23 protein-coding genes are annotated in these 25896 nt (G+C 66.7%); 16 read left to right on the forward strand and 7 right to left on the reverse strand.

Features of this window, described 5'->3' with window-relative positions; translation table 11 throughout:
* Window positions 1-25: 25 nt before the first annotated feature.
* Window positions 26-760, reverse strand: coding sequence for a two-component system response regulator OmpR (gene ompR, locus IB259_RS19130; RefSeq protein ID WP_013392162.1), 735 nt, complete (start codon window positions 758-760; stop codon window positions 26-28).
* A 142-nt stretch (window positions 761-902) separates the two neighbouring features.
* On the opposite strand from ompR, the gene tsaB reads away from it, so the two are divergent.
* Both tsaB and IB259_RS19140 read left to right on the forward strand, forming a co-directional pair.
* Window positions 903-2153 carry a tRNA (adenosine(37)-N6)-threonylcarbamoyltransferase complex dimerization subunit type 1 TsaB gene (gene tsaB, locus IB259_RS19135; RefSeq protein WP_054450515.1) on the forward strand — a complete coding sequence of 417 codons (1251 nt, stop codon included), beginning with the start codon at window positions 903-905 and terminating at the stop codon, window positions 2151-2153.
* A complete protein-coding gene (locus IB259_RS19140; RefSeq protein WP_175164314.1) occupies window positions 2150-3133 on the forward strand; it encodes a uracil-DNA glycosylase in 984 nt (327 codons plus the stop codon). Before tsaB ends, IB259_RS19140 begins: the two co-directional genes overlap by 4 nt.
* A 75-nt stretch (window positions 3134-3208) precedes the next feature.
* Here the strand turns inward: IB259_RS19140 and lplT are convergent, their stop codons facing one another.
* On the reverse strand, window positions 3209-4522 hold the full coding sequence (lplT, locus tag IB259_RS19145; RefSeq protein WP_054450519.1) for a lysophospholipid transporter LplT: 1314 nt from the start codon (window positions 4520-4522) through the stop codon (window positions 3209-3211).
* A 298-nt stretch (window positions 4523-4820) separates the two neighbouring features.
* On the opposite strand from lplT, the gene smc reads away from it, so the two are divergent.
* Genes smc through ligA form a run of 3 tightly spaced genes read left to right on the forward strand, consistent with a single transcriptional unit; the run spans window position 4821 to window position 11589 of the window.
* Window positions 4821-8354: a chromosome segregation protein SMC gene (smc, locus tag IB259_RS19150; protein WP_192329914.1), complete on the forward strand. Its 3534-nt coding sequence runs from the start codon at window positions 4821-4823 to the stop codon at window positions 8352-8354.
* A gap of 46 nt (window positions 8355-8400) precedes the next feature.
* Window positions 8401-9480, forward strand: coding sequence for a cell division protein ZipA C-terminal FtsZ-binding domain-containing protein (locus tag IB259_RS19155; protein WP_054450522.1), 1080 nt, complete (start codon window positions 8401-8403; stop codon window positions 9478-9480).
* Window positions 9481-11589 (forward strand): NAD-dependent DNA ligase LigA, encoded by a 2109-nt coding sequence (gene ligA / locus IB259_RS19160; RefSeq protein ID WP_054450524.1) that lies wholly within the window; start codon window positions 9481-9483, stop codon window positions 11587-11589.
* 22 nt (window positions 11590-11611) lie between these two features.
* On the opposite strand, the gene IB259_RS19165 is transcribed toward ligA, so the two are convergent.
* The gene (locus tag IB259_RS19165; RefSeq protein WP_082400663.1) at window positions 11612-12406 is read right to left on the reverse strand and encodes an IclR family transcriptional regulator C-terminal domain-containing protein; all 795 of its coding nucleotides are present in this window, start codon (window positions 12404-12406) and stop codon (window positions 11612-11614) included.
* 149 nt (window positions 12407-12555) lie between these two features.
* Here IB259_RS19165 and IB259_RS19170 point away from each other — a divergent pair, with 149 nt between their 5' ends.
* Genes IB259_RS19170 through IB259_RS19185 form a run of 4 tightly spaced genes read left to right on the forward strand, consistent with a single transcriptional unit; the run spans window position 12556 to window position 16568 of the window.
* The gene (locus IB259_RS19170; protein WP_192329917.1) at window positions 12556-13536 is read left to right on the forward strand and encodes a tripartite tricarboxylate transporter substrate binding protein; all 981 of its coding nucleotides are present in this window, start codon (window positions 12556-12558) and stop codon (window positions 13534-13536) included.
* 21 nt (window positions 13537-13557) lie between these two features.
* The gene (locus tag IB259_RS19175) at window positions 13558-14706 is read left to right on the forward strand and encodes a Xaa-Pro peptidase family protein (protein ID WP_054450530.1); all 1149 of its coding nucleotides are present in this window, start codon (window positions 13558-13560) and stop codon (window positions 14704-14706) included.
* Window positions 14707-14726: 20 nt separating this feature from the next.
* A complete protein-coding gene (locus tag IB259_RS19180) occupies window positions 14727-15569 on the forward strand; it encodes a TauD/TfdA family dioxygenase (RefSeq protein ID WP_225588992.1) in 843 nt (280 codons plus the stop codon).
* A gap of 9 nt (window positions 15570-15578) precedes the next feature.
* A complete protein-coding gene (locus IB259_RS19185) occupies window positions 15579-16568 on the forward strand; it encodes an alpha/beta fold hydrolase (RefSeq protein ID WP_192329919.1) in 990 nt (329 codons plus the stop codon).
* Between the two features lie 84 nt (window positions 16569-16652).
* On the opposite strand, the gene IB259_RS19190 is transcribed toward IB259_RS19185, so the two are convergent.
* The 4 genes from IB259_RS19190 to msrB are packed head-to-tail and all read right to left on the reverse strand — an operon-like array spanning window position 16653 to window position 18748.
* Complete coding sequence (locus IB259_RS19190; protein ID WP_175164515.1) at window positions 16653-17429, reverse strand: peptidylprolyl isomerase; 777 nt, start codon at window positions 17427-17429, stop codon at window positions 16653-16655.
* A gap of 17 nt (window positions 17430-17446) precedes the next feature.
* A complete protein-coding gene (locus IB259_RS19195; protein WP_082400667.1) occupies window positions 17447-17716 on the reverse strand; it encodes a BolA family transcriptional regulator in 270 nt (89 codons plus the stop codon).
* Between the two features lie 54 nt (window positions 17717-17770).
* On the reverse strand, window positions 17771-18349 hold the full coding sequence (locus IB259_RS19200) for a septation protein A (RefSeq protein ID WP_119450986.1): 579 nt from the start codon (window positions 18347-18349) through the stop codon (window positions 17771-17773).
* Window positions 18350-18748 (reverse strand): peptide-methionine (R)-S-oxide reductase MsrB, encoded by a 399-nt coding sequence (msrB, locus tag IB259_RS19205; protein ID WP_054450538.1) that lies wholly within the window; start codon window positions 18746-18748, stop codon window positions 18350-18352.
* A 52-nt stretch (window positions 18749-18800) separates the two neighbouring features.
* Between msrB and IB259_RS19210 the strand changes: the two genes are divergently transcribed.
* From IB259_RS19210 to IB259_RS19240, 7 genes are all read left to right on the forward strand, one after another.
* Window positions 18801-19478 (forward strand): energy-coupling factor ABC transporter ATP-binding protein, encoded by a 678-nt coding sequence (locus tag IB259_RS19210; RefSeq protein ID WP_054450540.1) that lies wholly within the window; start codon window positions 18801-18803, stop codon window positions 19476-19478.
* A complete protein-coding gene (locus tag IB259_RS19215) occupies window positions 19475-20071 on the forward strand; it encodes an energy-coupling factor transporter transmembrane protein EcfT (RefSeq protein ID WP_192329921.1) in 597 nt (198 codons plus the stop codon). Before IB259_RS19210 ends, IB259_RS19215 begins: the two co-directional genes overlap by 4 nt.
* A gap of 39 nt (window positions 20072-20110) precedes the next feature.
* The gene (locus IB259_RS19220) at window positions 20111-20668 is read left to right on the forward strand and encodes a biotin transporter BioY (protein WP_054450544.1); all 558 of its coding nucleotides are present in this window, start codon (window positions 20111-20113) and stop codon (window positions 20666-20668) included.
* Between the two features lie 242 nt (window positions 20669-20910).
* Window positions 20911-22074: an ABC transporter substrate-binding protein gene (locus IB259_RS19225; RefSeq protein WP_054450546.1), complete on the forward strand. Its 1164-nt coding sequence runs from the start codon at window positions 20911-20913 to the stop codon at window positions 22072-22074.
* A 151-nt stretch (window positions 22075-22225) separates the two neighbouring features.
* Entirely contained in the window at window positions 22226-23263 is a 1038-nt protein-coding gene (locus IB259_RS19230) for a branched-chain amino acid ABC transporter permease (RefSeq protein ID WP_054450548.1), read from the forward strand.
* A 5-nt stretch (window positions 23264-23268) separates the two neighbouring features.
* Window positions 23269-25104, forward strand: coding sequence for an ATP-binding cassette domain-containing protein (locus IB259_RS19235; protein WP_054450549.1), 1836 nt, complete (start codon window positions 23269-23271; stop codon window positions 25102-25104).
* Window positions 25104-25856 (forward strand): ABC transporter ATP-binding protein, encoded by a 753-nt coding sequence (locus tag IB259_RS19240; protein ID WP_054450551.1) that lies wholly within the window; start codon window positions 25104-25106, stop codon window positions 25854-25856. The genes IB259_RS19235 and IB259_RS19240 overlap by 1 nt, the downstream gene beginning before the upstream one ends.
* The last annotated feature ends 40 nt before the right edge of the window (window positions 25857-25896 follow it).

Consider the following 25896-nt stretch of genomic DNA (forward strand, 5'->3'; position numbering starts at 1 on the left):
CTCCTGCCCGGGGCGGGCGAGTCGGTCAGCTACCACCGTCCGGCACAAACACGTATCCGAGACCCCAGACGGTCTGGATGAATACGGGCTTGGACGGATTCGGTTCGATCAGCTTGCGCAGGCGCGAGATCTGCACGTCCAGGCTACGATCGAAGGCTTCGTATTCGCGGCCGCGCGCCAGTTCCATGAGCTTGTCGCGCGACAGCGGGATCTTGGGGTGGCGCGCGAACACCTTCAGCACCGAGAATTCGCCGGTGGTGATGGGCACCTGTTCGCCGTTGCGCGTGAGCGTGCGGGTGGACAGGTTCAGCGTGTAGGGGCCGAAGGCGATGGACTCGTTTTCCTGGCTGGGGGCGCCGGGATGTTCCTCGGTGCCGCGGCGGCGCAGGATCGCGTTGATACGCGCCAGCAGTTCCCGGGGGTTGAACGGCTTGGACAGGTAGTCGTCCGCGCCCATTTCCAGGCCGACGATGCGGTCGATTTCTTCCGCCTTGGCCGTCAGCATGATGATGGGGGTATTGTCGTGACCACCGCGCAGCCGGCGACAGATGGACAGGCCATCTTCTCCAGGCAGCATCAGATCCAGCACGAGCAGGTCGAAATGCTCGCGTTGCCAGAGTTTGCCCATCTCTTTGGCGTCTTCGGCAACGAAAACGTTGAATCCCTGCTCGGATAAGTACCGACGCAGCAAATCGCGCAAGCGCGGATCATCGTCGACGACGAGGATTTTTCGGGTGGGGGTGGTGTTTTGCGTATTCATGGCCGGAAATGTAACAGTGGCAAGAACCAGCGGCTAGTGGGCGTTCACAAGATATTACACATTGCGAACCATGGTTGAAATCCCCCTCGCATCCCCCTGATAACCGGGGGCGGAGTCGCGGTATTTCGTACAATCTGCATCTATGGAACTAAACCTGCTGGCTTTGGAAACTTCTTCGTCCCGTTGCGGCGTGGCCCTGTTGCGGGCGGCCGATGGCCGCCTGGAGGTCAGCGTCAGGGAACACGAGGGTTCCCAGGAGCACGCGGAACGGCTCTTGCCCATGGCCAACGAACTGCTGGCGGCGTCCGGACTGGCGCCAGCCGCCTTGCACGCAGTGGCTTTCGGCCAGGGGCCGGGCGGATTTACCGGCCTGCGGGTGGCCTGCGGAGTGGCGCAAGGCATGGGCCTCGGCCTGGGCATCCCCGTACTTCCCATTGTCTCTCATCAGGCGGTCGCCGCACAGGTGGAGGCCACGCCGGCGGACGCGATCGTGGTGGCGCTGGACGCCCGCATGAATGAGGTCTATCTGGCCGTCTACCGCCAGACGGACGTTTCAGATGGCGAAATCTCTTGGGAAGTCCTGCAGGCGCCGTTGCTGATCGCGGCGGCTGAAGTGGTGCCATGGACCGCCCATCACCTGCCGGCATGGTCGGCGCGCGCGGGCCGGCCGCTGGAACCGGTATTGGCCGGCGATGCCTGGGACGCCTACGCGTCCGAAATGGAATATCCCGGCGCCTGGCGCCGCGCCGACGCCAGGCGTCCGGAAGCGGCCAGCGTTGCCCGTTTGGGCCGGCAGGGCTGGCTGCGGGGCGAAGCCGTGGCGCCCGAGTTGGCCGCGCCGCTGTACGTGCGCGACAAGGTGGCGTTCACCACTGCCGAGCGCATGCGGGGCGAGGGCGGCAATCCGAAAGCCCAGCCTTCGCTGGTTCCCGCGGTGCCTCAACCGATGACCGACGCCGACCTGGACGAGGTCGTGGCGTTGGAAGCGCACGTGCAGGCCTTCCCCTGGACCCGTGGCAATTTCGCGGACGCCCTGGCGGCAGGCTACGGCGCCTGGGCGCTGAGGCGCGAGGGCAAGCTGGCGGGGTTCTGCGTGCTCATGTTCGCGCCCGACGTGGCGCACCTGCTGGTGATCGCGGTCGCCAAGCCGCTGCACCGCCAGGGCCTGGGCGGCGTGCTGCTGGACTGGTGCGAGCAGCAGGCGCGTGAGCGCGGCATGGAGGGCGTGCTGCTGGAAGTGCGCCCGTCCAACGAGTCGGCCGTCAGCTTCTACAAACGGCACGGGTATCTGCAGATCGGCGTGCGCCGGGGCTATTACCCGGCCGAGAAAGGCGGCAGGGAAGATGCCCTGGTCATGCAGAAGCGCTTTGCGGCGGATGGAGCGGCGGCATGAGCCAGCCCAACATAGCGCCGCCGCCGGCCGCGCCCCGGGTCAATCCGCTGCAGCGCATCTGGCTGCGCGAGATCGGCATGGAGCGGCTGTGGCTGCGTCCAGCCCCTGCGCCCGGCAAACCGGCGGCCGAGGCGCAAGCCCTTGTTTCCAAGCCGGTTTTGCCGGCTGCGGCCCAGGATCCCGTCGCCGAGGCGCCGCTTGCGCCGCAGCCTGTCGCTCCGGTCGCGGCGGTCCCGGCGGTCCCGGCGCGCGAGGCATCACCCGCCGCCGCGGCGGCTCCTGCGGAACCCGCTCCCGGCCGTCCCGGCATACCGACGTCGATCCTGAACCGCAAAGGCCCGCCGCCGCCGCCGGCTCCCAAGGCCGAGGCCGAGGCGGCGCCTCCGCCGCCCGTGCCTGTGGCAGAAGCGATCCGGAATTCCACACTGGAAGAAATGCACGACCAGGTCGTGGCCTGTTCCGCCTGCGGCTTGTGCAAGGGCCGCCGCAACGCGGTGTTCGGCCACGGCGGCCAACCTACGCGCTGGCTGGTGGTGGGCGAGGCGCCTGGCGAGCAAGAGGACCGGCAGGGGCAGCCCTTCGTGGGCCGCTCGGGCCAGTTGCTGGACGCCATGCTGTCGTCGGTGTCCATGAGCCGCGAGCGCGATGTGTTCATCACCAACGTCATCAAGTGCCGGCCGCCCGGCAACCGCAATCCCAAGCCTGAGGAAATCGCGGCCTGCAGTCCGTACCTGATGCGCCAGATTGCGCTGCTCAAGCCGGAGCGGATCCTGGTGCTGGGCCGTTTCGCGGCCCAGACGCTGCTGGGCACGGACGCCACGATCGGCAGCCTGCGCGGGCGCGTTCACCAGTTGAAGACGGACGAAGGGCGGGAGATTCCGGTAATCGTCAGCTACCACCCCGCCTATCTGTTGCGCAGTCCCAGCGAGAAGGCGCGCGCCTGGCAGGACCTGCGCCTGGCCGTGGCGCAATTGGCCTGAGCCTGGCTCCGCTATCTTTGGGCAAACAAAAACCGGGCGTCAGCCCGGTTTTTCCATGGCAGCGGAATCGCGCGCCTAGTGCGTGGAGTCCAGCGCGCGCCCATGGCCTTCCTGGCCGATCTGGTCGTGCAGTTCCGGGTTGGCCTGCAGGTTGCGCTTGCTCCAGCGCATGAAGACCACCATCAGCACGGCGACCACGGTGCCGAAGATCACGATGATGATGTTGATGGGCAGCTGCAGCCACAGCAGCAGCGTGTACATGGCGACCATTAGCAGGATGTTGAGCTGTTCGTTGAAGTTCTGCACGGCGATGGAGTGGCCGGCCGACAGCAGCACGTGGCCGCGGTGCTGCAGCAGCGCGTTCATCGGCACGACGAAGAAACCGGCCAGGCCGCCCGTGATCAGCAGCAGCAGGTAGACGCTCCAGGGCGAGTAGACCAGCGGCATCAGCAGCACGACCAGGCCCATGGCGGCGCCGACCGGCAACACGGCCAGCGCGCGGCGCAGCGGAATGCGGCCGGCCAGGATGGAGCCGACGACGGTGCCCAGCGCGGCCACGCCCATCAGCATCGAGGCCTTGTCCAGCTGGTATCCGAGATGGCTGCGGCCCCATTCGATGACGATCAACTGCAGCGTGGCGCCCGCGCCCCAGAACAGGGTGGTGACGGCCAGCGAGATCTGGCCCAGCTTGTCTTTCCAGAGCACACAGACATAGCCCCAGAAGGTGCGGATGAGCCGTACCGGGTTCTTTTGTTGCGGCGGGTAGCGCACGTGGGTGTGCGGAATCAGCAGGTTGCACAGCGCCGCCAGCAGGTACACGAAGGCGATGACCAGGATCGCGGCTTCGGCCGGGGTGTGGACCAGCTTGCCGATGAAGGAATGGCTGAGCAGGGCGGTGGAAACCGAGGACGAGATCAGCAGGCCGCCCAGCACCGTGCCCAGGATGATGGAGAAGACCGTCAGGCCCTCGATCCAGCTGTTGCCCTTGACCAGCATGGCCGGGGGCAGCATTTCCGTGACGATGCCGTACTTGGCGGGAGAGTAGGCCGCGGCGCCGATGCCGACGATGCCGTAGGCCGCGCAGACCAGGTAGGTCTGGTATTCGGGGGCGACGCCGATGCTGGCATACGAGAACATCAGCATGCAGCCGGTCACTTTCAGGGCATTGGTGGAGAACATCACGCGGCCCTTGGGGAAGGAGTCCGCCAGTGCCCCGACAAAGGCGGCCAGCACGACATAAGCCAGCGCAAACGACCACTTCATCATGGGCGCCATCCAGTCCGGCCCATGCAGTTCCTGTATCAAGGCGATGGCTGCGATGAACAGCGCGTTGTCCGCCAATGACGAGAAGGCCTGCGCGGCCATGACCAGATAGAAACCACGTTTCAAGAATGTCCCCGTTCTCAGGCCTGGCCCCGGCCAGTCCGCGTGAAAATTTATGTGTCGTGCAAAAAAGTGTCAGGGAGTATAGCCGGACCCCAGACGGCGGCCATTGAGCGTTTGCCCGCGGATTGACCGCCGGCAAGCCTCAGGGACAACACGCCTTGACCCTTGCTGACGTTTGGGGACAGACTGCCTGCGGTATCATACGACCCATATGTGCGCCGGCCCTCCAGGGGCCGGTTTGCAATCTGTGCGGCAGGTCCGTTAACGCCTTTCGTTCAACCCACCCCGTCGTCATCGTACTGTGCGTCTTACTCAGCTAAAACTCGCCGGCTTCAAGTCCTTCGTCGATCCCACCGTGATTCCCGTGCCCAGCCAACTGGTGGGCGTGGTGGGTCCCAATGGCTGCGGAAAATCGAACATCATTGACGCCGTGCGCTGGGTGCTGGGCGAGGCCAAGGCCTCGGAACTGCGCGGCGAGTCCATGCAGGACGTCATTTTCAACGGCTCCGGCAACCGCAAGCCCGCGGCGCGGGCCTCGGTGGAAATGGTGTTCGACAACAGCGAGGGGCGCGCCGCCGGCCAGTGGAGCACCTACGCGGAAATCGCCGTGCGCCGGGTGCTGACCCGCGATGGCACCAGCAGCTACTTCGTCAACAACCAGCAGGTCCGCCGCCGCGACATCCACGACATCTTCCTGGGCACCGGCCTGGGTGCTCGTGGCTACGCCATCATTGGCCAGGGCATGATCAACCGCCTGATCGAGGCGCGCCCCGAAGAACTGCGGGTGTTCCTGGAAGAGGCGGCAGGGGTGTCGCGCTACAAGGAACGGCGTCGCGAGACCGAGAATCGCCTGTCCGACACGCGCGAAAACCTGACCCGCGTCGAAGACATCCTGCGCGAACTCAACAATCAGCTGGAAAAGCTGGAAGCGCAGGCCGAAGTGGCCACGCGCTACCGCGAACTCCAGGCCGACGGCGAAAAGAAGCAGCATGCGCTGTGGTTCCTGAAGGAAACGGGCGCGCGCGAAGAGCGCGCCAAGAAAGCCCAGGAGATGGCCCAGGCCCAGAATGAACTGGAAGCCGCCATCGCCGGCCTGCGGGCGGGCGAAGCTGCGCTGGAATCCCGCCGCCAGGCCCACTACGCCGCCAGCGACGCCGTGCACACCGCCCAGGGCGGGCTGTACGAAGCCAATGCGCAGGTCAGCCGCCTGGAAGCCGAAATCCGTCACGTGGTGGATTCCCGCAACCGCCTGCAGGCGCGTCGCGATCAGCTGCAGCAGCAGATCGGCGAGTGGACCGCCCAGCGCGAGCATTGCACCGAACAGATCGCCCAGGCCGAGGAAGACCTGGCCGCCGGCGCCGCCCGCACCGAAGAGGCGCGCGCCAAGGCCGAGGACGCCCAGGCCGCGCTGCCGGCCGTGGAGCAGCGCGTGCGCGAAGCCGCCTCGGGGCGCGACGAGATGCGCGCCGCGCTGGCCCGCGTCGAGCAGAATCTTGCCCTGGTGGCCCAGTCGCAGCGCGACGCGGACCGCCAGATGCAGGCCCTGGACCAGCGCCGCGAGCGCCTGCAACAGGAACTGCGCGAACTGCATAGTCCCGATCCGGTGCGCCTGGAGCAACTGGCTGGCGACCGAGCCGCCGGCGAAGACCAGCTCGAGGAAGCCCAGGAAGAGCTGGCCACCCTGGAAGGCCGCGTGCCCGAAGCGGACGCCGAGCGCAGCCGCGCCCAGGCCGCCGCCCAGACCGACGTGCAGAACCTGGCGCGCCTGGAAGCCCGCCTGTCGGCCCTCGTGAAGCTGCAGGAAGACGTGCAGAAGCAGGGGGCGCTGGAACCCTGGCTGGCCAAGCATGAACTGGCCGGGTTGTCGCGCCTGTGGCAGAAGCTGCACATCGAACCCGGCTGGGAAACCGCCCTGGAAGCCGCCCTGCGCGAGCGCATGGCTTCCATGGAAGTACGCAACCTGGATTGGGCCCGCGCCTTCGCCGAAGATGCGCCGCCGGCCCGGCTGGCTTTCTACCAGTTGCCCGCCGCGGCGCCGACGCCCGCCGCGCCCGCCGGCCTGACGTCGCTGGCCAGCCTGCTGCGCATCACCGATCCCGACCTGCGCACGCTACTGAATGAGTGGCTGGGCGGCATCTACACGGCTACCGACGTGACCCAGGCGCTGGCCATGCGCACCAGCCTGCCCGCGGGCGGCGCCTGCGTGGTCAAGGCCGGCCATCTGGTCGACGCCCACAGCGTGCGTTTCTACGCGCCGGATTCCGAGCAGGCCGGCCTGTTGGCGCGCCAGCAGGAAATCGAGAACCTGCAACGCGAGATCAAGGCCCAGCAACTGATCGCCGACCAGGCGCGCGCCGCGGTCGCCCGCGCCGAAGCCGCCTGGCAGCAAGTGTCCCAGGCCATCGCCCCGGCGCGCCAGCGCGTGGCCGAGGTCACGCGCCGGGTGCACGACATCCAGCTGGAGCACTCGCGCCTGCAGCAGCAGGCCGAACAGTCCGGCGAGCGCGCCTCGCGTCTGCGCCAGGACCTGGAAGAGATCAAGGTCCAGGAAGAAGACCTGCGCGCCACCCGCGAAGAGGCGGAAGCCCGCTTCGAGGCGCTGGACGAAGAGCTGGCCGAACACCAATCCCGTTTCGCCGACGCCGAGATCGACGGTGAAACCCTGGCGGCGCAGGCCGAAGCAGCCCGCGCCGGCCTGCGCGAACTGGAACGCGCCGCCCAGGAAGCCGAATTCGCCGAGCGCGGCATCCAGGTGCGTATCACCGATCTGCAGCGCAACCAGCAATTGGCGGCCGACCAAAGCCAGCGCGGCAGCGTCGAGCTGGAACAGCTGCTCGTGGACCTGGCTGAGCTGGACGCTTCGGCGTCCCAGGCTGGCTTGCAGGACGCCCTGGAAGCGCGCGCCGAGCGCGAGGAAGCGCTGTCGCGCGCCCGCCAGGAACTGGAAAATCTGGCGGCCCTGCTGCGCGGCGCGGACGAAGACCGCCTGCAGCAGGAACAGACGCTGGAGCCGCGGCGCGCTCGCATCATGGAACTGCAGTTGCAGGAACAGGCCGCGCGCCTGGCTGAAGAGCAGTTCACCGAACAGCTGAACGCGCGCGAGGTCGACCGCGAGGCGCTCGCCCAGGATCTGGCCAATCAGCCCGACGAATGGCGCCGCGCCAGCTGGCTGCAGTCCGAAGTCAGCCGCATTTCACGCCAGATCGAAGCCCTGGGCTCGGTCAACCTGGCGGCGCTGGACGAATTGAATACCTCGCGCGAGCGCAAGGGCTTCCTCGATTCGCAGCATCAGGACCTGATGACCGCCATCGAGACCCTCGAGGACGCCATCCGCAAGATCGACCGCGAAACCCGCGAGCTGCTGCAAGAGACCTTCAACGTCGTCAACGGCCACTTCGGCGAGCTGTTCCCCAAGTTGTTCGGCGGCGGCGAGGCCAAGCTGACCATGACGGGCGAGGAAATCCTCGATGCCGGCGTGCAGGTCATGGCTCAGCCTCCAGGCAAGCGCAACAGCACCATCCACCTGCTGTCCGGCGGCGAAAAGGCCCTGACCGCGACCGCCCTGGTGTTCGCGCTGTTCAAGCTCAACCCCGCGCCGTTCTGCCTGCTGGACGAGGTGGACGCGCCGCTGGACGACGCCAACACCGAACGCTATGCGAACCTGGTCGCCAACATGAGTGAGCAGACCCAGTTCCTGTTCATCTCGCACAACAAGATCGCGATGCAGATGGCCAAGCAACTGATCGGTGTAACCATGCAAGAGCAAGGGGTTTCGCGTATCGTTGCGGTAGACATAGACTCGGCCGTCCAGATGATGGCCTCCGAAGCGGCATAAACCCAATATTCAGAAGGGCGTCGGGGTTTCGGCGCGGGATTGATACATGAGTGATTTGCAGATCGGGCTGATAGCCCTGGGCGTATTGCTGATACTGCTGGTGCTGGGATTCAACTGGTGGCAGGACCGGCGCGTCCGGCGCAAGATGCAGACCCATTTCCCCTCCACCGAGCAGGATCCGCTGTTGGGGGCGGGCGCGGCAGCCGGCGCGTCTGCAACCGCGGGCGCAGCGGCGGCGCGCCGTGAGCCTGGCATGGGCGGCGAGAGCGCCCGTGCCCAGCCCGGTCAGCCGGCCCCGGTCGATGCCGGCAGCGATGCCGACGATACCGAAGAACCCGATCCCGCTTGCGAGGTGGTCATCGAGATCAACTTCGCCGACGCCGTGCGCGGCGCCGATTTGCTGCCCTACATGCAAAGCCTGCGCCACGTGGGCCGCAAGCCCATGCGCGTGTTCGCCGAAACCGATCAGCGCCGCCACCGCGCGCGCGTCCACGCCGGCGAATCCTACGCCTCCATGCAGCTGGCCGTGCTGCTGGCCAATCGCAGCGGCCCGCTGACCGCCATCGAATGGTCGCAGGCCTGGGCTCGCGCCCAGGACATGGCCGAGCGTTTCGACGCCACCATCGAAGGTCCGGACCAGCAGGCCGTACTGGAGCAGGGCGCCCGATTGGACGACACCTGCGCCGCCCTGGACACCCAGGTCGGCCTGACCCTGCTGCTGGGCGCCGCCCAGCCCGCCGCCGAGGTCCTGTCCGTGGCGCGCGACATGGGCTTCGTTGCCGACGGCAGCCGCCTGGCCTGGCTGGCGGAAAACGGCGTAGCCCGTTTCACGCTGGCGCGCGGCGACGGTGCGGCATTCGATGCCGGCATGGGCGGCATCGAACGTCTGTACCTGCTACTGGACGTGCCTTGCAGCCCGGCGGACGAGCGCGCTTTCGGCCGCATGGTCGACGTGGGCCGCGACCTGGCCGCTCGCCTGCGCGCGGACCTGGTGGACGATCAGGGCAAGCCGCTGGCCGATGGTTCGGAAACGGTCATCGACGAGCGTCTGCAGGTGCTGTTCGGCCAGCTCGAACAAGCGGGCCTGCCCGCTGGCAGCGAGCGCGCTCTAAGGGTGTTTGCATAAATGAGCGGCGCGACTGGCGGTGAAAACGCGGCGCAGGCCGCGGCGCGCTTGCGCGCCGAAATCGAACAGCACAACGTCCGCTACTACGTCTACGACGATCCGTCGATCTCGGACGCCGAGTACGACCGGCTGATGCGCGAACTGCAGGCGCTGGAGGCCGAGCATCCGGAGCTGGTGACGCCTGAGTCGCCGACGCAACGCGTGGGCGCGGCGCCTGTTTCGGCCTTTGGCAGCGTGCGCCATGTCGTGCCGATGCTGTCGCTGGGCAACGCCTTCGACGAAGAAGACGTGACCGCCTTCGACCGCCGCGTCACCGACACGCTGCGCGGCGCGGGCCTGCTGGGGCCGGCGCAGCAAGCCGATTACTTCTGCGAGCTCAAGCTGGACGGGCTGGCGATCAGCCTGCGCTACGAGGACGGCCGCCTGGTGCAGGCCGCGACCCGCGGCGACGGCCAGACAGGCGAAGACGTCACCTCCAATATCCGCACGATCAAGGCGATTCCGCTGCAGCTCAAAGGGGCGTACCCCAAGGTGCTGGAAGTCCGCGGCGAAGTCCTGATGAACCGCGCCGACTTCGAAAAACTGAACCAGGCCCAGGCCAAGCGCGACGAAAAAGTCTTCGTCAATCCGCGCAACGCCGCCGCGGGCAGCCTGCGTCAGCTGGATCCGCGCATCACCGCCAAGCGGCCGCTGCGCTTCTTTGCCTATGGCTGGGGCGAGGTCCAGGGCTTGGCGGGCTCCCAGGGAGGGCTGTTCGCCGAAGCCTCGGCGGGGGCGGCCGAAGCCTCGCAATTACCCGAGAAATCCCATGGCGCCATGCTGGACTGGCTGGCCTCGCTGGGCCTGCCGGTCAACGTCAAGCACAATCACCGCGCCAGCGGCGCCGAGGGCCTGATGGCCTTCTACGCCAAGGTTGGCAAACTGCGGCCTGAGCTGCCCTACGACATCGATGGCGTGGTCTACAAGGTGGATTCGCTGCCGGCGCAGAAGGTGCTGGGTTTCGTCGCGCGCGCGCCGCGCTTTGCGCTGGCGCACAAGTTCGCCGCCGAGGAAGCCACCACCACCTTGGTCGATATCGAAGTGCAGGTGGGCCGCACCGGCGCCATCACGCCGGTCGCGCGCCTGAAGCCCGTGTTCGTGGGCGGCGTCACCGTCACCAACGCCACGCTGCACAACGAAGACGAGATCCGCCGCAAGGACGTGCGCATCGGCGACACCGTCATCGTGCGCCGCGCGGGCGACGTGATCCCCGAAGTGCTGGGCCCGGTGCTGGATAAGCGCCCGGATGACGCCCGTGAATTCGTCATGCCCACGGCCTGTCCGGTCTGCGGCTCGGCCATCGAACGCCTGGAAGACGAGACCATCGCGCGCTGCACCGGCGGCCTGTTCTGCGGCGCACAGCGCAAGCAGACGCTGTGGCACGCCGCCAGCCGCAAGGCGCTGGACATCGAAGGCCTGGGCGAAAAACTGGTGGATCAACTGGTCGACAGCGGCCGGGTCAAGACCCTGGCCGACCTGTACAGCCTGCGTCCGCTCGAATTGGTGGGCCTGGACCGCATGGGCCAGAAGTCCGCCGACAACCTGGTGGCCGCCATCGACAAGGCGCGCGCCCCCGGCTTGAACCGCCTGCTGTACGCGCTGGGCATCCGCCATGTGGGCGAGACCACGGCGCGCGACGTGGCGCGCCATTTCGGCAGCATCGACGCCATCATGGACGCCGATGAAGACGCCTTGTCCTCCGTGCCCGATGTGGGGCCGGTGGTGGCGGCATCGATCCGCCGTTTCTTCGCCGAGCAGCACAATCGCGACGTGATCGAGCAGTTGAAGTCGCAGGGCGTGAATCCCGTGGCCGAGGCTGCGCCGCAGGCTACGACGCTGGCCGGCAAGACCTTCGTGCTGACAGGCACGCTGCCCAATTGGACGCGCGAAGAAGCCTCGATGCGCATCCAGGCGGCGGGCGGCAAGGTCAGCGGTTCGGTGTCCAAGAAGACGGCCTATCTGGTGGCCGGCGAGGACTCCGGCAGCAAGCTCGCCAAGGCCCAGGAACTGGGCGTGGCGGTGCTGGACGAGGACGGCCTGAAAGCCTTGCTGGGCGAACAGGGCGGCTGAGGCCGCCCGCCCAGGCACAGAATCAGATGGTGCTGCGCGGCATCATGTCGCGGATGGCGGCGGCGGCGCGCTGTAAGGCCGGCAGATGCTGTTGCTTCAATTCGTCGGGCTGGCGGGAGCCCAGCACCATGCTGACGCTCAGGCCCGCCACCGCGCGGCCTTCGTGGTTGTACAGCGGCACGGCCACGCCCGCGAAACCATCCACCAATTCGCTGACCGAAATGCAGTAGCCGTCCTGGCGCACCTGCCGGATCAGCTTGCGCAGGGCGCTGCGCGACACGGTCGTGTAGGGCGTCAGGCGCTTCAGGTCCGCGCTTTCCAGATATGCGTCGAGCGCCTCGTCGTCCAGCGTCGATAGCAGCGTGCGGCCCAGGGAATGGGCGTAGGCGGGCAGGCGGCTGCCCACCGACAGGTCCAGCTTGAGCAGCTTTGGGCCTTCTTCGCGCGCCAGGAACACGACATGTTGCCGGTCCAGCACGCCCAGCGAGCAGGTTTCCCCTACGGTCTGCGCGACTTCGCGCATGGTCGCGCGAGTCAGTTTGGGCAGGCTTAGCGAAGCGAAATACGCATAACCCAGGTCCATGACCTTGGGCGTGGGCGAGAAATTCCTGCCGTCCTGCCGCACATAGCCCAGTTTTTCCAGCGTCAGCAGAATGCGCCGCGACGCCGCGCGCGTCACGTCCAGTTGTTCCGCGGCCTCCTGCACGGTCACGCTGGCCACGCCCGTGGCGTAGATCTGCAGCAATTGCAGGCCGTTGGCCAGGCTGTCGAGAAACTCCTCTTTCCTTTCTTTCGGTTCCGGCAATGTCGTGTCCATGTATCGGCAGTCTTGTCGTTGGAGGCTCGATTGTAGTTTGACATCCGTGGCAATCTTCATAAAATGCCAATTAGCGAACAATTGTTCGTTAATTAGATGGGTCGGCCAGGGCACCCGCCCGGTACGTCCCGCAACAACGGAGACATGCCATGTGCAGGAGACTATTGCGCGCCTTGGGCGCATGCGCCCTGGCGGCGGGGGCGGCGGCCAGTTCCGCCGCCGGCGCGGCCGAGGCCTATCCCAGCAAACCCATCCGCTTCGTCGTGCCCGCCGCGGCCGGCGGACCTACTGAAATCGTCACCCGGTTGCTGGCCGAACGCATGACGCAGAGCATGGGCGTATCGGTCATCGTCGAGGCCAAGCCCGGGGCGGGCGGCAATATCGGGGCGGACGCCGTGGCCAAGGCGGCGCCGGACGGCTACACGATCCTGATGGGCACGATAGGCACCAACGCCATCAACCAGACCCTGTACAAGTCCATGCCGTTCCAGCCGTTGAAGGACTTCACGGCGGTGACGCAGGTCGTGTCGTATCCGCTGGTGGTGGTGGTCAACCCGAAGCTCCCGATCCACTCGGTGGCAGACCTCATCGCCTATGCCAAGGCCAACCCCGGCAAGCTCAACCGCGCCTCGGGCGGCAGCGGCACGTCCATGCACATGTCGGGCGAACTGTTCAACGAGATGGCCGGCGTGCAGATGCAGCACATCCCGTACAAGGGCAGCCTGCCCGCGCTCACGGACGTGATCGGCGGACAGGCCGACCTGGCCTTCGACAGCCTGGTCATCGCCCAGCCCCTGATCAAGTCCGGCAAGCTGCGCGCAATCGCCGTGACCGGGCCGGAACGTTCCCCAGCCGCACCCGACATCCCCACCGTGGCCGAAACCCTGCCGGGCTATGTCATGACGTCCTGGATCGGCGTATTCGCGCCCGCCGGCACGCCGCGTCCCATCGTCGAACGCCTGCAGCAGGAAATTGCCAAGGCGCTGGCCGATCCCCGCGTGCGCGAACAACTTGTTTCGCAGGCCGCGGATCCGGTGGCCAGCAAGCCCGACGACTTTGCGCGCTTCACAGCCGATGAAACCGAGAAATGGGCGCCTGTCGTCAAGGCTTCCGGCGCATCCGTTTCCTGAATCCCCAAGGAGGAGTGACACATGCAGTCCATCGATTTTCAGGCGCGCCGCAAGCGCGTCGCCCAACACGCGCGCGAACTCGGCTTCGATGCCTACCTGGGCACCCGCCAGGGCGCGCTGCACTACCTGAGCGGCGCATTCATGCCCTGGCGCGGCGCCGTGCTGGTCACGGCTGACGGCCACTGCGAATTCATCTACTGGGCCATGGACGCCTCGCGAGTGCGGGTGGAAGGCCATGAGATGGAAATGTACGAGTTCGAGTTTTCCGACTTTCCGCAACTGATACGCCAGCGCCTGGAGCATCACGGACTGACGCGTGGCAAGGTGGCGCTGGACCTGTCGCACCCCGGGGCGGCGCAGGTGGCGCCGGGCATGCTGACTGCGGCCGAGTACTTCGACCTCACCAGCCATCTGCCCGACATCCGTTTCGCGAACGGCGTGGACGTGATCGACGACGTCATGCTGATCAAGGACGCTGCCGAGATCGAGCGCCTGCGCCATGCGGCGGAAGTCTCGGACTACGGTTTCGAGCAGGGCATGAATGCGGTGCGGGTCGGAGCGACCGAGAACGAGATCGCCGGCGAAATCGAGCGTGCGATCCGGCAACGGGGCAGCACCTGGTCCTGGGCGGTGACGGGCGGTACCGAAGTCGGGGCCGGCGAGCGCACGGGATTCCTGCGCGGCGTGACTCAGCAGGCGACCGACCGCGTCATCCAGCCGAACGAATTCGTGATCCTGGACCTGCATCCCTTGCTGGACCTCTACATGGCGGATACGGCATTGCCCGTGTTCCTGGGCAAGCCCGACCCGGTCCAGAGCAAGCTGATCGATTGCTGGGAAGAGACCGTGCAGACCATGCTGGCATCGTTGACGCCGGGCCGGCCGATAGCGGAGTGCGCCAGCCGCGGCATTGCCGTGTTCGAAAAGCACGGACTGAGCGAGTTCGGCCTGCCCCTGTTCGGCCACGGCCTGGGCACCTGCGCGCGTACCCGGCCCTTCATCAACCTGCGCAGCCGCGACGTCGTGACGCCTGGCATGGTGGTGGCGTTGGGCACGCACCTGTACCGCCCGGGCGTGGGCGGCATGCGGCTGGAGTATCCGGTGCTGATCGGAGAGCACGGCGCCGAGCCGCTGGTGCGCACCGAGGCCCGCGTGCACCGCCTTCCCTGAACCTCTGCCGGAGCCTGATGATGAAAGCGATACCCCTGAGCCCGCTGATCGGTGCGGCCGTCCATGGCGTGGATCTGGAAACCCTGGACGACGCCGCCTTCGCGGATGTGAATGCGCTGTTCCTGCGCCACCAGTTGCTGGTCTTCAAGAACCAGCGCCTCTCGCCCGAGGGCCAGTTGCGCTTCAGCCGCCGCCTGGGCGAGCTGGATATCCACGTGCTGGCCCAGTACAACCATCCCGAGTATCCCGAGATATTCGTGCTTTCCAACGAGGTCAAGAACGGCGTGCCGGCGGGCATCGCCGACGGCGGTTCGTACTGGCATTCGGATTTCGCCTTCCGCGAATGCCCGGCCAAGGCCACCATTCTGAATGCGCAACAGATTCCACCGGAAGGCGGCAACACCCTGTTCGTCAACATGTACCAGGCCTACGAGGAACTGGACGGCGCCGTGCAAAGCCAATTGGCGGGCCTGCGGGCGGTGCACCGCTACCGGCGCAAGAACACCAGGGCCGACGAAGGTACCCAGGTGAAGATGGACGCCAGCCAACTGGCCGGCACGCCTGACGTCGAACATCCCATCGTGCGCACGCATCCCGAGACGGGCCGCAAGGCGCTCTACGTCCATCCCGGCATGACCGCCGAGGTGTCGGGCTGGGGCGAGGCGGACAGCCAGGAATTGCTGGACCGCCTGTTCGCGCATTGCACGCAGGAGCAGTACCAGTACGCGCTGCAATGGGAGCCGGGCGACGTGGTCATGTGGGACAACCGCTGCGTGATGCACAAGGCCACCACCCGTGAACTGCCGGCCAGCATGCGGCGCACGATCTACCGCACCACGGTCATGGGCGAACGTCCCGTTTAGGCGCTGCCGATGTCCACCCGTCAGCCCTCAGGTCGCGCCGGTGGCGTGACGCAGTTGGAAGCCTTGCCATTGGACGGCGGGGGAACGCTGGCGCCGGTCCGGCTGGCCTGGGCCCGCTACGGTCCGCCGCCGGAGCGCGCGCGCGCCGTGGTGTTGCTGCTGCATGGCATATCCGGCAGCCACCAGGCCTTGCTTGCGGCCGAGGGAGAGGTCCATCCCGATGCCGGCTGGGCCAGTCCCTGGCTGGGGTCGGGAGCGGCGCTGGACACGCGCGATACCTGCGTGCTGGCGCCGAACGCGTTGGGATCCTGTTTCGGCAGCAGCGCGCCGATCGGGGCGGCCGCCAGCGCATTTCCTGACATATCGATTGCCGATGGCGTGCGCCTGCAGGGGGAATGGCTGCGCGCGATCGGCGTCGAGCGCCTGGATGCGGTGGTGGGTTATTCCTACGGCGGCTATCAGGCCTTCCAGTGGGCCGTGGCCGCGCCGCTGCCCGTCGGGCGGGTGGTGGCGCTGGCGTCGGCGCCGCGCGGCGGCGGCAGCATGGCGGACGCGCAGCGCCTGCGCCGCATCGCCGCCGCCCTCGACGCGGGCGATGCGCATGCCTGGAACGAATGGGTCGAATTGCGCTGCGCAACCCTGCGTCGCTATGGCTACGCGCAATGGCTGGCCGATGCGGGCGAACCCGCCGCGGAGCAGCGTTTGCGGGCCGAGGCGCAGGCCTGGGCGGCGCGTTTTTCACCGTGGTCCATGGCGGCGCTCAGGACGTCCGCCTGCCGCTACGACGTGCGCGACGCGCTGCTGGAAACCGCTACGCCCGTGCGTTGGCTGCGCTGCGTATCCGACGAGCTCTTTGCGCCCGACGACCCGGGCGCGGGGGCGCGGATCGCGTATCCCGCCCATATTGTCCAGACCAGCGTGGCTGGGCGCTACGGCCATCTGTCGCCGCTGCTGGAAGGCTGTCTGTGGGATGCCCAGCTGCGGCAGGCGCTGGCATAGCAGAGGCTGTGCCACTCCGGCGCAGGAAAACCCGGGCGAAAAAATGCCCGCTTGCGCGGGCATTTTTCATCTGTGCGGCAAGGCTTACTGGATCTTGGCCTTTTCGCGCAGTTCCTTCTGGTAGTCGGCCAGGGTTTGCTGGCGCAGCATTTCTTCCAGTTGCGGGCGCACCTGGTCGAGCGGCGGGAATTCCACCGGACGGGTGTCGTCGACCACGATGATGTGCCAGCCGTACTGGGTCTGGACCGGCTTGTCGACCATTTCGCCCTTCTTCAGCTGCGTCACGGCTTGCGCGAACGGCTGGACGTAGTTGGTCGGGGGAGCCCAACCCAGGTCGCCGCCCTTTTCGGCGCTGCCGGGGTCCTTGGAGTTCTTCTTGGCCAGATCGTTGAACTTGCTCTTGTTGCTCTTGATCTGGGCCAGCAGGTCATTCGCCGTCTTCTCGTCTTCGACGAGGATGTGGCGGACCTTGTATTCCATCTTGCCGGCCTGTTCCTTCTTGATCTTCTCGTATTCGGCCGTGACCTTGGCGTCCGACACGGGGTGCTTGGCCAGGTAGTCGGCCATCAGGGCGCGGACCAGGATGCCTTGGCGGGCCAGTTCGACTTCGGTCTGGACGTCGGCCTGCTTGGCGATACCGCTGGATTCGGCGGCTTGCACGAAGATCTGGCGGTTGATCATTTCCTGCTTGACCTGTTCGCGCAGTTGCGGCGAATCGGTGGCGCCCTGGCTGACCAGCAGCTTGACGAATTGATCCAGGCTCTTCTGCGAGATGGCCTTGCCGTTGACGGTAGCCACGTTCTGAGCGAAAGCCGGCACGGCGATGACGCAGGCCGCAGCCAGCATGACGATGCGTTTCATGAATATCCTTTTACTTTCTATTTGGGAGCCTGGGCATCTAGCGCAAGCGCATGAATCGGATAAGGGATCAAATCTTGCAAATGATGATACACCAGCCTATGCCGCGCAACGGGCGAAAGCCCCGCGAAGCAAGGCGCTACGATGATCACGCGATAGTGGCCGGCGCCGTTTTTACTGCCTTCGTGGCCGGCATGCAAATGCGAGTCGTCCAGAATGTCCAAACTGACAGGTTCCAGGGCGGCTAGCCGCTCCCGGATCAGGGAAATGCGGTCGGTGGTGTCTGACATGAGGAGTGAGGGTTGGTTCCGGCGCGGCGCGCCGGCCATGGATTTCGGAAGGGATCAGGGCTGGGGGGGCGGGGTGTCGGAGGAGGGGGCCTGTTCCTCCGTCTGGATATGCTTGCCCAGCCAGATCGACTGGCCGATCACGAAGACCACCATCAGGCCCATCAGGCCGAAGGCCTTGAAGCTGACCCACTGCGATTCGGTGAAGTGGCCGGAAAACGCCACATACAGGTTGAGCGCACCCGCGATCAGGAAGAAGCCGGCCCAGACCAGGTTCAGGCGTTCCCAGGCGGCGTCGGGCAGCTGGATCTGCTTTTCCATCAGGCGGCGGATCAGGTTGCGGCCGAACAGCAAGCGCGCAAAGACCAGCGCGCCGCCGAACAGCCAGTACAGCACCGTGGGCTTCCACTTGATGAAGACGTCGCTGTGCAGCCAGATCGTGGCCCCGCCGAACACCAGGATGACGGTCAAATTGATCCAATGCATGGCCTCGGTGGCGCGGCCCGTCGCTTTCAGCCAGACGATCTGCAGCACGGCCGCCGCCATGGCGACGCCCGTGGCGATGAAAATGTCCGTGTACCGATACGCAATGAAGAAAAGGAACAGCGGAAACAGGTCGAACAGGAACTTCTTCATTCAGTCTTCTATGGGTTCAAACGTCATCGACAGGGAATTGATGCAGTAGCGCAGTCCGGTGGGCTCGGGGCCGTCGGGGAAGACGTGTCCCAGATGCGAGTCGCAGACGTTGCACAGCACTTCGGTGCGGACCATGCCGTGGGTGGTGTCGCGCTCTTCGCGCACCAGTTCCGGGTCCAGCGGCTGGAAGTAGCTGGGCCAGCCGCAGCCAGCGTCGAATTTGGTGTCGGAAGCGAACAGCGCCGTGCCACAGCCCACGCAGCGGTAGATGCCGTGAGAGAACGTATTCCAGTAACGCCCGGTGAATGCCCGTTCGGTACCCTTTTCACGGGCGACGACGTATTCTTCGGGGGAAAGCTGGGCCCGCCATTCGGCGTCGGATTTTCGTACTTTGTCCATATGAGCTCTTGGAGTCCCGATGCCCGAAATGGTTCGGGCATAATCCCGCCCCATGTTAATCGAGTTTGACCAGGCGGTTGTTTCCACGCCCCAGGCGCAAGTGCTGAATGGGGTGAGCCTGACGCTGGCCGAACGACGCATTGGCATCGTCGGCCCCAATGGCGCCGGCAAGAGCACGCTGGCGCGCCTGATCAATGGGCTGGTCCTGCCCTCGGCCGGCAATGTGCGGGTGGGCGGGCTGGACACCCGGCGCGACTTGAAGGCCGTGCGCCGCCAGGTCGGGTTCGTGTTCCAGAACCCTGAAAACCAGATTGTCTTCCCCATCGTCCGCGAGGACCTGGCGTTCGGCCTGAAGCATCTGTCCCCGGACCGCCAGCAGCGCGAAGCCCGTATCGATGCGCAGTTGGGCAGCCTGGGCGTCGGTCACCTGGCGGACCGGACCAGCCACACGCTGTCCGGCGGCGAACGCCAACTGGTGGCGCTGGCGGCAGTGCTGGTGATGGAACCGGCGCTGATCGTGTTCGATGAACCCACCACCCAGCTGGACCTGCGCAATCGCAATCGCGTGCGCGACGCCATTGCGGGCCTGCCCCATGATGCCATCGTCGTCAGCCACGACCTGGAGCTGCTGGAGGATTTCGACCGCGTGGTGGTGGTGCGCGACGGTAACGTCGCGGCCGATGACCAGCCGGCCGCCGCGCTGCGTTGGTACCGGGAGCACTGCGCATGATGGAGCCGCTTTACGTCGCGGGAGATACCTTTCTGCACCGCCTGCCCGCCTGGCTGAAGCTGCTGGCGCTGATGGCGGCGGGCGCGGGCCTGTTCCTGCTGCGCGACCCGCGCTGGCTGGCGCCTGCCTTCCTGGCGGCCGCCGCGCTGGTCTGGTCCACGGGCGTGGCCGGGGCTGCCGTCTGGCGGCAGGTCAAGGGCTTGGCCTGGGTGCTGCTGGCCGTCGGCTTGTTCACGGCCTGGTTCCAGGGCGGCCTGGAGGCGCTGGCCGTGCTGCTGCGCGTAGGCGCGATGGTGGGACTGGCCCTGGCCGTCACGCTGGCCACGCGCACCTCGGATCTGATTGCCGTCTGCGAAAAGGCGCTGATGCCACTGGAACGCCTGAGGCTTGTCGATGCCGGCAAGGTTGCGCTGGCCTTGGCGCTGGCCCTGCGTTTCGTGCCGGAGATCTGGCGCAACTTCCAGGAAATCCGCGAAGCGCAGGCCGCGCGCGGCCTGGGCGCCAATCCGGTCGCGCTGATCGTGCCCTTGATCGTGCTGACGCTGAAAAGAGCGCAGGAAGTATCCGAAGCGATAGACGCGCGCAGCCACTGAGGCCCGCGCGCCCAGTTCCATCTCCCAAAGGGGAAAACCGTGAAATCCAGTAATACCGTGCTGATTGCGCTGTTCGCGGCGCTGATCGTCGTCCTGAGCCTGATCCCGCCGATTCCACTGCCCGCCATACCGGTGCCGGTCACGCTGCAAACCTTGGGTGCCATGCTGGCAGGCGCAATGCTCGGACCCGTCCGTGGCGCGCTGGCCTGCCTGCTGTACCTGGCGCTGGCGGCGGTCGGGTTGCCCGTCCTGCCGGGAGGCCGGGGAGGGCTGGGCGCCTTTTTCGGGCCTACCGGCGGCTTTCTCGTCGGCCTGGTGGCGGGCGCCTTCGTGACGGGCTGGCTGGCGCGCAGCCTGGCCGGCCGCGCCGCGGGCGGCTGGGGGAAGTTCGCCGGCTATTTGGCGGCATGCGTGGTGGGCGGCATCGCGGTGGTCTACGCCTGCGGCGTGCCCTGGCTGGCCGCCGTGACGAAAATGGGTTTGGCCAAGGCTGCGATGGCGGTCGCGGTGTTCCTGCCCGGCGACCTGGCCAAGGCCGTGGTTGCCGCCTGGGTGGCGTCGCGGGTGGAGCGCGTGTGGCCGATGTTGGGGCGTTGAGAGGCGCGCCGCAGTCCAAGGGAATCCCCCAACTGACGGCCGCAAAGCTTTTCTAGTACAAGTTCGCCATTAACGAATGCGTTTGCTGAATTGCGTTTTTCGTAGCACATCAGGGAATTACCGGAGTTGCGCATCGTCATTTGATACTGTTTTAACCCTATAATATTTTTTTCTGTATAACTTTAACTAGGCTCGCCCTGCCTCGACCGAGGCGCCTCAGAGCCACCACAGGAGACAAAAACATGCGCAAGCACTTCGGCTTGTCCGCGGCGGCTGCCGCCATTGCCCTGGCCCTGCCGCTACTGGCGAACGCCCAGGTCAAGGTTGGCGTGACCGTGTCCAGCACCGGCCCGGCTGCCTCGCTGGGTATCCCCGAGCGCAACACCGTGGCGCTGCTGCCCAAGGAAGTGGCTGGCCAGAAGATCGAATGGATCGTCCTGGACGACGCCACCGACACCACGCAAGCCGTCAAGAACTCGCGCAAGCTGGCCTCCGACGACAAGGTCGACGTGCTGATCGGCACCTCGGTCACGCCGGGCTCGCTCGCCATGGTCGACGTGGCTGCCGAAGCCAAAGTGCCGATGATCAGCGTGGCCGCCAGCGCCAAGATCGTCGAACCCGTGGACGACAAGCGCCGCTGGGTCTTCAAGACCCCGCAGAACGACGCCCTGATGGCCGGTGCCCTGGCTGACGCCATGGCCAAGTCCAAGGTCAAGACCCTGGGCTTCATCGGCTTTGCCGACGCCTACGGCGACGGCTGGCTGGACGTGATGCAAAAGGCCGCCAAGGCCAAGGGCATCGAGATCGTCGCCATCGAGAAATACAGCCGCACCGACACCAGCGTGACGGGCCAGGTGCTCAAGCTGGTCGGCGCCAAGCCCGACGCCATCCTGATCGCCGGCGCCGGCACTCCGTCGGCCCTGCCGCAAAAGGAACTGAAGGCCCGCAACTACGGCGGCACCATCTACCAGACGCACGGCGCCGCCAACAACGACGTGCTGCGCGTTTGCGGCAAGGACTGCGACGGCATGCTGCTGCCGGCCGGCCCGCTGCTGGTCGCGGCCCAGCTGCCCGATAGCAACCAGGTCAAGAAGTCGGCCCTGGCCTACGTCGAAGCCTATGAAAAGGCCAACGGCGCCGGCTCCACCAACACGTTCGGCGGCCACATGTGGGACGCCGGCCAGCTGGTCGTGGCCGCGCTGCCCGTGGCGCTGAAGTCGGGCGCCAAGCCCGGCACGCCGGAATTCCGCGTCGCCATGCGCGATGCCCTGGAAGGCGTGAAGGACCTGGCCGCGTCGCAAGGCGTGTTCAACATGTCGCCCACGGACCACGCTGGCTTTGACGAGCGTTCGCGCGTCATGGTCAAGGTGGAAGGCGGCAAGTGGGTCTACCAGCCCGGCCTGTAATCCTCCAGGATCGCCCGATCCAAGGGTGTGCAAAGCGCGGCGGCGCCCGCCGCGCGGCACCCTAGCAATGCTTCGCACCGGCCTTTCCGGCCGGTGTGTCGTATCAGTGTCCCGGGTGCGGCCGGAACACCAGAATAAATAAGGTTGTTAGATGGATTCCTCAATTGCGCTGATCCTGCTGCAAGACGGTGTCGTCAACGGCGCCATCTATGCCCTCCTGGGCATGGCTCTGGTGCTGGTGTTCGCCGTTACGCGCGTCATTTTCATTCCCCAGGGCGAGTTCGTGGCGTTCGGCGCCCTGACCCTGGCCATGCTGGTGGACGGCAAAGTGCCGGGCACCGCCTATCTCCTGCCGCTGCTGGGCATCGTCTGCCTGGCGCTCGAGCTGCTGCGCGCGCTGCGCACCCGCAGCGCAGCCGCCTTGCCCAAGGCCATCGCCACCTGTGTGGTTCTGCCGCTGGCGCTGCTCTGGCTGACCGTGACCTACACCGCACCCGGCAATTCGCTGTGGCTGAACATGCTGCTGACGCTGCTGCTGGTGATCCCGATGGGTCCGATGGTCTACCGCATCGTCTACCAGCCGCTGGCCGAAGCCACCGTGCTGGTGCTGCTGATCGTTTCCGTGGCCGTGCACTTCGCGCTCACCGGCCTGGCGCTGGTCTTCTTCGGCGCCGAAGGCTGGCGCACTCCGGCCTTCGTCAGCGGCCAGGTCGACCTGGGCTTCATGACCTGGTCGGCGCAAAGCCTGTTCGTGGTGGCGACATGCGCCATCCTGATCATCGGCCTGTGGCTGTTCTTCGGCAAGACGCTGTATGGCCGCGCGCTGCGCGCCACGGCCGTCAACCGCCGCGGCGCCCGCCTGGTCGGCATCAGCACCACCATGTCCGGCAGCCTGACCTTCACGCTGGCCGTTGCCATCGGCGCCATGTCCGGCATGCTGATCGCGCCCATCACCACCGTGTACTACGACACCGGCTTCCTGATCGGCCTGAAGGGCTTTGTCGGCGCCATCATCGGCGGGCTGGCCAGCTACCCCGTGGCGGCCGCGGGCTCGCTGCTGGTGGGCGTGCTGGAGTCCTTCTCGTCCTTCTGGGCCAGCGCCTACAAGGAAGTGATTGTCTTCACCCTGATTATCCCGGTTCTGGTCTGGCGTTCGTTCAGCACCCATCACGTGGACGAAGAGGAATAAACGTCATGAACCGCATTCTGCTTGCCGTCTTCATCGTCGTCCTGGCGGGCCTGCCACTGCTGCCGGTCACGCCCGAATTCTGGGTGACGCAACTCAATTACATCGGGCTGGCCAGCCTGGTGGTGCTGGGCCTGGTGCTCTTGACCGGCGTGGGCGGCCTGACCTCGTTCGGCCAGGCGGCGTTCGTGGGCCTGGGCGCCTACACCACCGCCTACCTGACCACGCAATACGATGTCTCGCCCTGGCTGGCGTTGCCGGCCGGGCTGATCCTGACGGCCGTCGTGGCCTACCTGCTGGGCGCGATCACCCTGCGCCTGTCGGGCCACTACCTGCCGCTGGGCACCATCGCCTGGGGCCTGTCGCTGTACTTCCTGTTCGGCAATATCGACTGGCTGGGCAAGCATGACGGCATCGCCGGCATCGAGCCCATCAGCATCTTCGGCATGTCCCTGGCCAGCGGCCGCCACATCTATTACCTGATCTGGGTGTTCGTGCTGCTGGCGTTGTGGGCGACCCGCAACCTGCTGAACTCGCGTCCGGGCCGCGCCATCCGCGCGCTCAAGAGCGGCGCCGGCATGGCCGAGTCCATGGGCGTGAACACCGCCGCCTACAAGGTCGTGATCTTCGTCTGGGCGGCGCTGCTGGCCTGCGTCTCGGGTTGGCTCTACGCGCACATGCAGCGCGCCGTCAGCCCCAGCCCGTTCGGCATCAACTACGGCATCGAGTACCTGTTCATGGCGGTGGTCGGCGGCGCCGGCTACGTCTGGGGCGCCCTGCTGGGCTCCAGCGTCATCCTGGTGCTGAAGGACCAGCTGCAGAACCTGCTGCCCAAGCTGCTGGACACCAACGCCAACTTCGAGATGATCGTCTTCGGCGTGCTGCTGATCCTGATGCTGCAATACGCCCGCAACGGCCTGTGGCCGATCCTGGCGGGCTGGTGGGACAGCATTACCGGCGCCGATAGCTCGCGCCGCAATCTGGCGCCGCCCGCGTCCGCGCCGGCCCTGCCGACGCGCGTGCGCCCGCAAGCCGGCCAGGTGGTGCTTGAAGTCGACGCCATCCGCAAGGAATTCGGCGGGCTGGTCGCCGTCAACGATATTTCCTTCAAGGTCGCGTCCGGCGAGATCATGGGCCTGATCGGTCCGAACGGCGCCGGCAAGAGCACGACCTTCAACCTGATCAGCGGCGTGCTGCCGGTGACGCGAGGCAAGGTTACCTTCATGGGCCAGCGCATCGACAGCCGTTCGGCGCGCGACATCGCCAAGCTGGGCGTGGGCCGCACCTTCCAGCACGTGCAGCTGCTGCCCGGCATGACCGTGCTGGAAAACGTGGCGCTGGGCGCGCACCTGCGCTCCGACGTCGGCGTGCTGGCGGGCGCCCTGCATTCGGACCGCGCCCGCGAGGCGCAGCTGCTGCACGAGGCCGCCGAGCAGATCAAGCGCGTCGGCCTGGGCGAGTACCTGTACGAGCAGGCCGGCAACCTGGCGCTGGGCCAGCAACGCATCCTGGAAATCGCGCGCGCCCTGGCCGCCGACCCCGTGCTGCTGCTGCTGGACGAACCCGCCGCCGGCCTGCGCTACAAGGAAAAGCAGGACCTGGCGCGCGTGCTGGAACAGTTGCGCGCCGAGGGCATGAGCATTCTGCTCGTCGAACACGATATGGATTTTGTGATGCGTCTGACCAACCACCTCGTGGTGATGGATTTCGGCACCAAGCTGGCGGAAGGCGTGCCGGCCGACGTGCAAAAGAACCCGGCGGTGCTGGAAGCCTACCTGGGCGGCATCGATGATGACCTGCCCGAAGCGGACCAGGCCAAGCCCGTGTCGGCAGGAGGCGTGTGATGAGCGCTCCCGTACTCGAAGTCAGCAACCTGTCCGCCCGCTACGGCAAGGTGGGCGCGCTGGTGGGCGCCTCTCTCACCGTGCCCGCCGGCAGCATCGTCACGGTGATCGGCGCCAACGGCGCCGGCAAGTCCACCATGCTGAACGCCATGATGGGCTCGCTGCCGCAGACCGGCCACGCGGCCGGCACCGTGCAATACGCCGGCACCGACGTATCGGGCTGGCAGGTCGAGCGCCGCGTCGCGGCTGGCATGTCGCTGGTGCCAGAGCGCCGCGAACTGTTCGGCACCATGTCGGTGGAAGACAACCTGCTGCTGGGCGGGTTCCGCCGCTACCGCGCCCGCGAAAGCGGCTGGCGCGACACGCTGAACGAAGTCTTCGACCTGTTCCCGCGGCTGCGCGAGCGCCGCGCCCAGCAGGCCGGCACGCTGTCGGGCGGCGAACGCCAGATGCTGGCCGTCGGCCGTGCATTGATGGCCAAGCCCAATCTGCTGATGCTCGATGAGCCCAGCCTGGGCCTGGCGCCGCGCATCGTGCGCGAGATCTTCCACATCATCGCGCGCCTGCGCGAGACCGGCGTGGCAATCCTGCTGGTGGAACAGAACGCGCGCGCGGCGTTGCAGGTGGCCGATTACGGCTACGTGCTGGAAACCGGCGAAGTCATCCTGCACGGCCCGGCGCGCGAGCTGGCCGGCGACCCGAAGGTCATCGAAAGCTATCTGGGCCTGGGCAAGGGCGGCGAGCAAAGCTGACCGACCCCGAGCGCACGAAGAGCCGGACGCCGCAGGGTGT

Origin of the sequence: Achromobacter sp. ACM04, from assembly GCF_014851465.1 — a bacterium.
GTDB lineage: Bacteria > Pseudomonadota > Gammaproteobacteria > Burkholderiales > Burkholderiaceae_B > Achromobacter > Achromobacter aegrifaciens.

Bases quoted from the DNA above. Each gene is read 5' to 3' on its own strand.
- ompR (WP_013392162.1), bottom strand. From the start codon at position 760: ATGAATACGCAAAACACCACCCCCACCCGAAAAATCCTCGTCGTCGAC.
- tsaB (WP_054450515.1), top strand. From the start codon at position 903: ATGGAACTAAACCTGCTGGCTTTGGAAACTTCTTCGTCCCGTTGCGGC.
- IB259_RS19140 (WP_175164314.1), top strand. From the start codon at position 2,150: ATGAGCCAGCCCAACATAGCGCCGCCGCCGGCCGCGCCCCGGGTCAAT.
- IB259_RS19155 (WP_054450522.1), top strand. From the start codon at position 8,401: ATGAGTGATTTGCAGATCGGGCTGATAGCCCTGGGCGTATTGCTGATA.
- ligA (WP_054450524.1), top strand. From the start codon at position 9,481: ATGAGCGGCGCGACTGGCGGTGAAAACGCGGCGCAGGCCGCGGCGCGC.
- IB259_RS19165 (WP_082400663.1), bottom strand. From the start codon at position 12,406: ATGGACACGACATTGCCGGAACCGAAAGAAAGGAAAGAGGAGTTTCTC.
- IB259_RS19170 (WP_192329917.1), top strand. From the start codon at position 12,556: ATGTGCAGGAGACTATTGCGCGCCTTGGGCGCATGCGCCCTGGCGGCG.
- IB259_RS19175 (WP_054450530.1), top strand. From the start codon at position 13,558: ATGCAGTCCATCGATTTTCAGGCGCGCCGCAAGCGCGTCGCCCAACAC.
- IB259_RS19180 (WP_225588992.1), top strand. From the start codon at position 14,727: ATGAAAGCGATACCCCTGAGCCCGCTGATCGGTGCGGCCGTCCATGGC.
- IB259_RS19185 (WP_192329919.1), top strand. From the start codon at position 15,579: ATGTCCACCCGTCAGCCCTCAGGTCGCGCCGGTGGCGTGACGCAGTTG.
- IB259_RS19190 (WP_175164515.1), bottom strand. From the start codon at position 17,429: ATGAAACGCATCGTCATGCTGGCTGCGGCCTGCGTCATCGCCGTGCCG.
- IB259_RS19195 (WP_082400667.1), bottom strand. From the start codon at position 17,716: ATGTCAGACACCACCGACCGCATTTCCCTGATCCGGGAGCGGCTAGCC.
- IB259_RS19200 (WP_119450986.1), bottom strand. From the start codon at position 18,349: ATGAAGAAGTTCCTGTTCGACCTGTTTCCGCTGTTCCTTTTCTTCATT.
- msrB (WP_054450538.1), bottom strand. From the start codon at position 18,748: ATGGACAAAGTACGAAAATCCGACGCCGAATGGCGGGCCCAGCTTTCC.
- IB259_RS19210 (WP_054450540.1), top strand. From the start codon at position 18,801: ATGTTAATCGAGTTTGACCAGGCGGTTGTTTCCACGCCCCAGGCGCAA.
- IB259_RS19215 (WP_192329921.1), top strand. From the start codon at position 19,475: ATGATGGAGCCGCTTTACGTCGCGGGAGATACCTTTCTGCACCGCCTG.
- IB259_RS19225 (WP_054450546.1), top strand. From the start codon at position 20,911: ATGCGCAAGCACTTCGGCTTGTCCGCGGCGGCTGCCGCCATTGCCCTG.
- IB259_RS19230 (WP_054450548.1), top strand. From the start codon at position 22,226: ATGGATTCCTCAATTGCGCTGATCCTGCTGCAAGACGGTGTCGTCAAC.
- IB259_RS19235 (WP_054450549.1), top strand. From the start codon at position 23,269: ATGAACCGCATTCTGCTTGCCGTCTTCATCGTCGTCCTGGCGGGCCTG.
- IB259_RS19240 (WP_054450551.1), top strand. From the start codon at position 25,104: ATGAGCGCTCCCGTACTCGAAGTCAGCAACCTGTCCGCCCGCTACGGC.